Origin of the sequence: Actinoplanes sp. DH11 (assembly GCF_020873875.1) — a bacterium.
GTDB lineage: Bacteria > Actinomycetota > Actinomycetes > Mycobacteriales > Micromonosporaceae > Actinoplanes.
In genome coordinates this window covers 26,484-34,639 of sequence record NZ_JAHWGU010000055.1, presented here as the reverse complement: position 1 = coordinate 34,639, position 8,156 = coordinate 26,484, and the positions used below count along the sequence as shown (strand labels likewise).

Here is an 8,156-nt window from a genome sequence, read left to right as displayed (position 1 = left end):
GATCAACTCACGACCGCCCGGAAACGGCCCCAACCACCGCCAGCACAAGCCACCCCCAGCCGGCTGTCACCCATGGTTGCCGGAGACGCTCTCCGGCAGCCGTGAGCGACAGCCCGATCCGATCAACTCACGACCGCCCGGAAACGGCCCCAACCACCGCCAGCACAAGCCACCCCCAGCCGGCTGTCACCCATGGTTGCCGGAGACGCTCTCCGGCAGCCGTGAGCGACAGCCCGATCCGATCAACTCACGACCGCCCGGAAACGGCCCCAACCACCGCCAGCACAAGCCACCCCCAGCCGGCTGTCACCCATGGTTGCCGGAGACGCTCTCCGGCAGCCGTGAGCGACAGCCCGATCCGATCAACTCACGACCGCCCGGAAACGGCCCCAACCACCGCCAGCACAAGCCACCCCCAGCCGGCTGTCACCCATGGTTGCCGGAGACGCTCTCCGGCAGCCGTGAGCGACAGCCCGATCCGATCAACCCACGACCGCCCGGAAATAGGCTAACGACGAACCGGCGTGCGCGGAGCCGGGCCCGGTGAACGACAGCGCGCCGAGCCGGAGCGCGGTGGCTGGAGCTCCGGGCATGGATTGACATCGACAGCTATGTATGCAAGAACGGTTCTCCACCGTGTGATGCTTACGTAAACAGCACTGAGCGGACGCCCATGTCCGTCCGCCTCGCCGCTCCTGCGGCAACCGCCCTCGCGACAGGCCGCGACAGCGGGACAGGACCGGCCGTGATGGCCACGACAGTGACGTGAAAACTTGACCGACCAGTCGGTACAGTTTCGGCATGACCCAGATCGCCGCCACCCCGGCTCTGTCCAAGGGTCGTCGCTGGGCCGCCCTGGGCGTGCTCTCCGCGGCGGTCCTGCTGCTCTCGATCGACGGGACGGTGCTCGCCCTCGCGGTGCCGTCCCTGACCGAAAGCCTCTCCCCCACCGCCGAGCAGGTCCTCTGGATCGGCGACGTCTACTCGCTGGCCCTGGCCGGCCTGCTCGCGCTGATGGGCAACCTCGCCGACCGGGTCGGCCGCAAGCGCATCCTGCTCGTCGGCTCGGTGCTGTTCGGCCTGGTCTCGCTGCTCGCGGCGTTCGCCACCAGCGCGGAACAGTTGATCGTCGCCCGGCTGCTGCTCGGTGTCGCCGGCGCCACGCTGATGCCCTCGACGCTCTCGCTGATCCGCAACATCTTCACCGACCCGGCCGAGCGGACCCGGGCCGTCGCGGTCTGGTCGGCCGCGTTCGGCGCCGGTTCCGCCGCCGGCCCGATGATCGGCGGCGTCCTGCTGGAGCACTTCTGGTGGGGCTCGGTCTTCCTGATCAACGTGCCGGTCATGATCGTCGTCGTGGTCTCCGGGCTCCTGCTGCTGCCCGAGTCGAAGGACCCGGCTCCGGGCCGGTTCGACTGGCTGTCGGCCGCGCTGTCGATGCTGGCGATCGTCCCCGTCGTCTACTCGATCAAGCATCTGGCGTCCGGCGACCTCAGCCCGATCCTGTTCGTCGGCCTGGGTGCGGGCTGGCTTTTCGTGCGCCGCCAGCGCCGGCTCGACAGCCCGATGCTCGACGTCGAACTGTTCCGCAGCCCGGCGTTCTCCGGCGCGGTCGCGGCCAACGTCATCTCCATTTTCGCGCTTGTCGGCCTGCTCTTCTTCTTCTCGCAGTACCTCCAGTTCGCCCGCGGCTTCAGCCCGCTGCAGGCCGGCCTCGCCGAACTGCCCGCCACCCTGGCGTCGATCGTCGTGATCGGCCTGGTCGGCGTCGCGATCGCCAGGCTGGGCCGGGGACCCGCGATCGCCGTCTCCCTCGCTGTCGCTGCCGCGGGCCTTGCCTTGGTGGCGCCCGCGGCGAGCCAGACGTCGTACGCGTACCTCGCGCTCTGCCTCATCCCGGTCGGCCTCGGTGTCGGCCTGGCCATGACGCTCGCCGGCGACGCCATCATCTCGGCCGCGCCGCCGCACAAGGCCGGTTCCGTCTCGGCTGTCACCGAGACCGCCAACGAGCTGGGCGTGGTGCTCGGCATCGCGGTGCTGGGGTCGATGCTCACGTCGGTCTACCGGTCCGAGCTGGTGCTGCCGCCGGGGCTGCCCGACCCGGTCCGCGAGGCCGCGACGGATTCGCTCGGTTCGGCGCTGCACGTCCTCGACGCCGGCCTCGCGGGCGTGGCGAAGGAGGCGTTCCTGCACGCCATGCAGACGACGTCGCTGGTGGCGGCCGGGTTCACCGCGGTCGCGGCCGTGGTCGCGTGGCGGCTGATCCCCCGGCGATAGGCTGACGATCCGCAGGGGTTCTCGGAGGGCGAGGCGATGGGACGGACGGCCGGACGGTCACCCGAGGACACCCGGCGTGCGCTCCTGGACGCGGCGGGCGAGGTCATCCGGACGCGAGGGATCAATGCCACGCTCGATGACATCGCCCGCCACGCGGGAGTCTCCAAGGGCGGCCTGATCTACCACTTCGCGAGCAAGGACGAGCTGCTGCGCGAGGTCGCCCGTACGCTTCTGGCCGCCTTCCGTGCCGAGGTCGACAGCCATCTCGACCCGGACGACACCGCGCCCGGCCGGTTCACCCGCGCCTACGTCCGTGCCCTGCTGGCCCCGGCACAGGACCCGGCCGCCGCCCGCCGCTCGCTCGCCCTGCTCAGCCAGCTCTCCACGATCCCGGCCGTCGCCGAGCTCGTCGACGCCGACACCGAGCGGTTCAACGCCGAACTGGCCGCCGACGGCCTCCCCACCGACGTGATGCTCCTGGTGACGTCGGCCGCCGACGGGGTGAGCAGCGCCCCGATGTGGGGCGCCTCTACGACCGGCCCGGAGTACCGCCGGCTTGAGGACCGCCTGATCCGGCTGACCCACGAGCCGTCGCTCTGGCAGTCCCTGCCCTGGTCCTCCTGACCATCCCGGCCACCAGGGGACACCAGGCCACCGACTCTGCCGCCGCGGGGCAGCCGGCAACCGTACGGCGACGCAGGCGCACCGTGCCGGTGATCCAACCGCCCGGAGCGGCGCCGAAGAGAACAGTGCAACCGCGAAACACCTACGAAAGGGACCGCTCTTGCGCAACGTTCTTCGCCGCTTCGCCCTGGCCGTCGTCCTCACCCCGGCCGCCGTCGGTGTGGCCACCATGATCGCGACGCCCGCCCAGGCCGCCCCCGCGAAGGCGAGCGAGACCGCCCTGCAGAACCAGATCAACCAGCTCATCAACACCGAGCGCACCCAGCGCGGCTGCTCGGCACTGAAGGTCAACGCGGCGCTGACCGCCGCCGCCCGCGGCCACTCCGCGTGGATGGCCCAGACCGGGAAGTTCTCCCACACCGGCCGCGCCAACTCCAACTTCGTGGCCCGGTCCAAGGCCGCCGGCTACACCAAGCCGTCCGCGGAGAACATCGCCTGGGGCTACCGCAGCGCCGCGCAGGTCGTCAACGGCTGGATGAAGAGCCCCGGCCACCGCACCAACATCCTCAACTGCAAGTCCAAGACCGTCGGCGTCGGCGTCGTCTTCAGCGCCAACGGCGCCCCGTACTACACCCAGGACTTCGGCTACTGAGCCCGCTATCCCTCCGATGGTCCCCAGCCAGGGGACTGCTCGCTCGATGCCGGGATGTTGATCTGCTGGCGCCACGAAATCGCTGTGATCATGGACCTGAAACCGCGATTTCGCATCGCTAGCAAATCAACAACGCCCCGCGGACCCACCGCAGCGAGGTCACGCCCGCCGCTTCACCACACCATCGGGACACCCTGAGCAAGCGATGCCCCAGCCGATCCCCCTGCGGCTGGGGCATCGCCGTGCCCGGGATCAGCGCGTCAGCCGGCTGAGGCATCACCGTGCCCGGGATCAGCGCGTCAGCGTGAACGGCGTGACGTCGCCCCGGGCGCCGGCGGCATGCAGGGCGACCCCGCGCACGGTCCTCGGGTCCACCCAGCTCACGTTCACAACCAGCGGCTTCTCGGACGGTTCGACGTCCACCTCGACGCTGTCCGACAGCGCACCGGTGGCGGCGTCCAGCACCGTGGTGGTGAGCTGGCCGTCCGCGTCGTAGGCCACGGCCGCCTCGGTGGCGTCCGGCGACAGGCGTACCGTCAGGATCCGCGTGCAGGTGGCGTTCGCCGCCAGGGAGCGCCTGTCCGCCTCGGCCGGCCGGGACAGGTCGTAGAACTCGACGACGCACGGCGTTGCCGCCCGGGTGAGCGCGAGCCGGCCGGCCACCACGTCGGCGGCCACGATCTGGCCGTCGAAGAACCCGGTGACGTCGATCTGCTCCGGTGTCAGGAGCACTCTTTCGCCACCGCCGTTCAGGCTGTGCTCCACCAGACCGGCCGGGCGCCACAGGTACGCGTACTCCATCGTCGCGCCGATCAGCGCCACCATCTCGCCCGGCTTCATCACCTCCCGCGTCCGCCGGACCTGGCCGTCCGGGTCGGCCGCCAGCAGCGTGACCCCGCCTGCCCGGCCGGGGCCGATCGCGACGATCGAGCCGTCGGCGCGCCCGACGAACCGGTCCCATCGCCCGGCGCCTCGCACCTGGTGCGTGCGCAGCTGCCAGGTGCCGTCCACGGTGAACTCGCCGGCCCGCGCGTCACCGAGCTCGGTCCAGGTCTGCGTGCCGTTGTCGAAGGTGCGGTAGCTGCCGTCGGCGCCGTTCAGCATCAGCCGCTGCGCGGCCGCCGGCGCCGGGGGCGGTGCGGACGTGGTCGCGGCCGGCGGGTTCAGCGGGGTCCGGTCCGGTCCGCGATCCAGGGTCGCCGTGACACCCGCGGCGGCGAGCACCGCCACCACGCCGGCCGCGACGCCGGCCGCCTGCCGGTTGCGGCGCCGCCGGGCGATCCGCGGGATGTCGGCGAAGTCGCCGCCGTAACCCGGTGCGGCCTGCGCGGCCCGGCGGACCAGGGCTTCGACGTCCTGCGGGATACGTTCCACGGTCATGCCTCCTCGGTCAGGTCGCGGCGCAGTTCGGCGAGCGCGCGGGACAGCCGGCTCTTCACGGTTCCCTCACTGATCCGCAGCGCGTCCGCGGTCTCTGCAGTGCTCAGGTCCAGCAGGATGCGGCAGGTCACCACCGCGCGCTGCGGCCGCGGCAGCCGGCCCACCGCATCGCGGGCCAGCACCTCGGTCTCCGTGCTGCCGCGGTGTGCCTGGTCCGGCCGGTCGCCCGGCGGCCGTTCCCGGCGCGCCTTGCGCCACCACGAGGTGGCCCAGTTGAGGCCGACCCGGAAGACCCAGCCCGCCGGGTTCTCCAGGGCGCCCACCGTGGCCCACTTCGTCCAGGGCCGCGCCATCGCCTCGGCCACCGCCTCGGCGGCCAGGTCGTCGCGGCGCAGCGTCACCGCGAGCGCGCGGTAGACCCGGTCCACGTGGGCGCGGTAGAACGCCTCGAAGTCCTCGGCAACCGGCCCGCTGCCGGGCATGGCCGTGTCCTCGTCGATTGCCGCCCCCGTCGAAGCCCTCATGACCGATACACGCACCAGCCGGCGCATCCGTTCCCGGGTATTTTCACGGAATGCCCTCCTCCTTGGTGATCGCTGCCGCCCAGCCGGAATGCCTGCCCTACGACGTGGCCGCCAACGCGGCCGCCCACGCCGCCGCGGTGCGGGCCGCGGACGCCCGGGTGGTGGTCTTCCCGGAGATGTCGCTGACCGGGTACCACCTGGACGCGCCGGTGGTCGGCCCGGACGATCCCCGGCTGGCGCCGATCGTCGCGGCGTGCGCGGAGACCGGGACGATCGCCCTGGCCGGCGCACCGACGCCGGGCAGCACGGCGACAGGCAGCACGGCGACAGGCGGCACGGCGACGGGGGAACCGTGGATCGGGGTGCTCGCGATCGACGGCTCGGGCGCCCGGGTGGTCTACGGCAAGGTCTGCCTGCACGGCACCGAGGCGGAACGGTTCGGGCCGGGCGAGCCGGCGGTGATCGAGGTGGACGGCTGGCGGCTCGGCCTCGCGGTCTGCCGGGACACCGGCATCCCGGAGCACGCGCGGCGGACGGCGGAGCTGGGCATCGACGCGTACCTGGCCGGGGTGGTGCACCACGACCACGAGGCGCACGTGCACGGCGAGCGGGCCCGGCGGGTCGCGGCTGATCACCGGGTGCCCGTCGTGACGGCCGCCTTCGCCGGGGGGACCGGGGGCGGCTTCGACCGTACCTCCGGTGGTTCCGGCATCTGGTCCGCCGACGGCGACGTGCTCGCCCAGGCCGGGGTCGCGCCGGGCGAGTTCGCCCGGGCCGTGCTCACCCGCTGACCGGTGGCGGGTCCGGGCGGCGCAGGAAGTAGCCCAGCAACCCTGCCGCCACCAGCCCGGCCACGCCCATCACCAGCGCGGACGCCGCCAGCGACGCCACCGCGGTGACCGCGCCGATCAGCAGCGGCCCACCACCGGTGCCGACGTCGGCGAAGACCCGCCAGACGCCGAGGAACTGGGCGCGCCCGGCGGCCGGTGAGACGTCGGCGCCGACGGTCAGGATCAGTCCGGCGCTGAGCCCGTTGCCGATGCCCATCAGCACCCCGGCCGCGGTCAGCCCGGCCACGTCGCCGGCCAGCGGGAGCAGCGCGAACGCCAGTCCGAGCAGGATCATCGCGGGCACCGCGCCGGCGCGTCGCCCGTACCTGTCCATCAGCTTGCCGGCCGGGTAGAAGAGCAGCATGTCGACGCCGCCGGAGATGCCGTAGATCAGGCTGATGGTGGCCGGTTCCAGCCCGAGCGAGGCGCCCCAGAGCGGCAGGATCGTCTGCCGGGAGGCCCGCAGCGCGCCGACCAGCAGCACACCGAGGCCCAGGGTGCGCAACGGCCGGGCGTTGTCGCGGATCACCTCGGTCAGCCGTGGCGCGGCGCTCCCGGTCCGCGGCGGCCGGTCCTGCGGCACCGCCGGAAGCAGCAGGAGCAGGGCGGCGGCCAGCAGCGCGCAGGCGGCGGCGACGAGATACGCCGCGTCCAGACCGATCAGGAGTACGGCCACCGAACTCACGAACGGCCCGGCGAAGGTGCCGATCCGCCCCACCCCGCCGAGGGTGGACATGGCGCGGGCCCGCAGTTCCGGCCGCACCGCCTCGGTCATCCAGGCATGCCGGGCCACACCCCAGGCCGCGGCGGTCATCCCGACCACGACGACCGCCGCCGCCAGCACCAGCACGTGCGGCGCCAGCACACAGGCCAGCAACGCCGGCACCGACAGGACCACGCCGGCCAGCATCGTGCGCCGCTCGCCGATCCGGGCGACGAGCATGCCGGCCGGCACTGCGCCCAGGATCTGCCCGGCACCCACCATCCCGGCGACGACCGCGGCCACCGCGAAGGAGGCGCCCAGCTCGGTCGCGGAGAGTGCCACGACCGGGGCGACCGCGCCGACGCCGACGGAGTAGACGCCGGACGGCAGGTAGACGGCTGTCCCCAGCTGCCGCATCGTGAGCCCGGCACCCGCACCACCGGCTTCGGGCGTGGGCTGCCGCTGGCCGGGAACCGGCGCAGGCTCCTGCTGGCCGGCGCGGGGCACGGGCTTCTCGCGGCCGCCGGTCACGGTGCGATCGCGGCCAGCGCCAGGTCGGTCAGGGTGTCGGCGTAGTCCTCGGTGAGCGGGCCGGTGCGCAGCAGCCAGCGATGGTAGAGCGGGCCGAAGAACAACTCCACCGCCTGGTCCAGGTCGACGCCGGCGCGGACCTGGCCGGCCCGCTGCCCGGCGCGCAACCGGTCCTTGACCGCGTCGAGCTGGGGACGCAGCAGCTGGTCGCGGACCTGCTCGCCGAGGGTCTCGTCACCCAGGGTCTCGATGGTGATGGCCCGGGTGGTGGCGGAGAGCTTCGGGTCGGCGAACTCGGCCACCGTCGCCCGCATCACCGCCCGCAGGTCGGCCCGCACGTCACCGGTGTCCGGCAGGGCGGCGGCCTCGGTCGTCGCGGTGCTGTCGACGAGCGCCTCCAGGATTATCGCGCCCTTGCCGCGCCACCAGCGGTAGATGGTCTGTTTGCCGACGCCGGCCCGGGCCGCGATGGCCTCGATGGTCAGCTCGGCCCAGCCGGTCTCGGTGAGCAGGTCGAGGGCGGCGGTGAGGATCGCGCGGCGGGAGCGTTCGTTGCGGCGGGCGGGATCGGCGGTCACGTCCGGAATCCTATCGCGAGACGCAACGTCTCGTCTTGACAGCTCCGCACGCGAGAC

8 protein-coding genes are annotated in these 8,156 nt (G+C 72.9%); 4 read left to right on the top strand and 4 right to left on the bottom strand.

Annotated features, from left to right (window positions below; all coding sequences use genetic code 11):
* The first annotated feature begins 801 nt into the window (after positions 1–801).
* The 3 genes from LPA41_RS40385 (at position 802) to LPA41_RS40375 (ending at position 3,553) form a co-directional block, all read left to right on the top strand.
* Positions 802–2,277: an MFS transporter gene (locus LPA41_RS40385; protein WP_229076786.1), complete on the top strand. Its 1,476-nt coding sequence runs from the start codon at positions 802–804 to the stop codon at positions 2,275–2,277.
* Between the two features lie 36 nt (positions 2,278–2,313).
* Positions 2,314–2,901, top strand: a complete 588-nt coding sequence (locus tag LPA41_RS40380; RefSeq protein ID WP_229076785.1) for a TetR/AcrR family transcriptional regulator — start codon at positions 2,314–2,316, stop codon at positions 2,899–2,901.
* Between the two features lie 160 nt (positions 2,902–3,061).
* The gene (locus LPA41_RS40375) at positions 3,062–3,553 is read left to right on the top strand and encodes a CAP domain-containing protein (RefSeq protein ID WP_306469853.1); all 492 of its coding nucleotides are present in this window, start codon (positions 3,062–3,064) and stop codon (positions 3,551–3,553) included.
* A gap of 291 nt (positions 3,554–3,844) precedes the next feature.
* Here LPA41_RS40375 and LPA41_RS40370 read toward each other — a convergent pair whose 3' ends face one another.
* Complete coding sequence (locus LPA41_RS40370) at positions 3,845–4,933, bottom strand: hypothetical protein (RefSeq protein ID WP_229076784.1); 1,089 nt, start codon at positions 4,931–4,933, stop codon at positions 3,845–3,847.
* Complete coding sequence (locus tag LPA41_RS40365) at positions 4,930–5,457, bottom strand: sigma-70 family RNA polymerase sigma factor (RefSeq protein ID WP_229076783.1); 528 nt, start codon at positions 5,455–5,457, stop codon at positions 4,930–4,932. Before LPA41_RS40365 ends, LPA41_RS40370 begins: the two co-directional genes overlap by 4 nt.
* Positions 5,458–5,507: 50 nt before the next feature.
* Here LPA41_RS40365 and LPA41_RS40360 point away from each other — a divergent pair, with 50 nt between their 5' ends.
* Positions 5,508–6,248 (top strand): carbon-nitrogen hydrolase family protein, encoded by a 741-nt coding sequence (locus tag LPA41_RS40360; protein WP_229076782.1) that lies wholly within the window; start codon positions 5,508–5,510, stop codon positions 6,246–6,248.
* Here LPA41_RS40360 and LPA41_RS40355 read toward each other — a convergent pair.
* Both LPA41_RS40355 and LPA41_RS40350 read right to left on the bottom strand, forming a co-directional pair.
* Positions 6,238–7,521, bottom strand: a complete 1,284-nt coding sequence (locus LPA41_RS40355) for an MFS transporter (RefSeq protein WP_229076781.1) — start codon at positions 7,519–7,521, stop codon at positions 6,238–6,240. The genes LPA41_RS40360 and LPA41_RS40355 overlap by 11 nt on opposite strands.
* On the bottom strand, positions 7,518–8,099 hold the full coding sequence (locus tag LPA41_RS40350) for a TetR/AcrR family transcriptional regulator (RefSeq protein WP_229076780.1): 582 nt from the start codon (positions 8,097–8,099) through the stop codon (positions 7,518–7,520). The genes LPA41_RS40355 and LPA41_RS40350 overlap by 4 nt, the downstream gene beginning before the upstream one ends.
* Between the last annotated feature and the right edge of the window lie 57 nt (positions 8,100–8,156).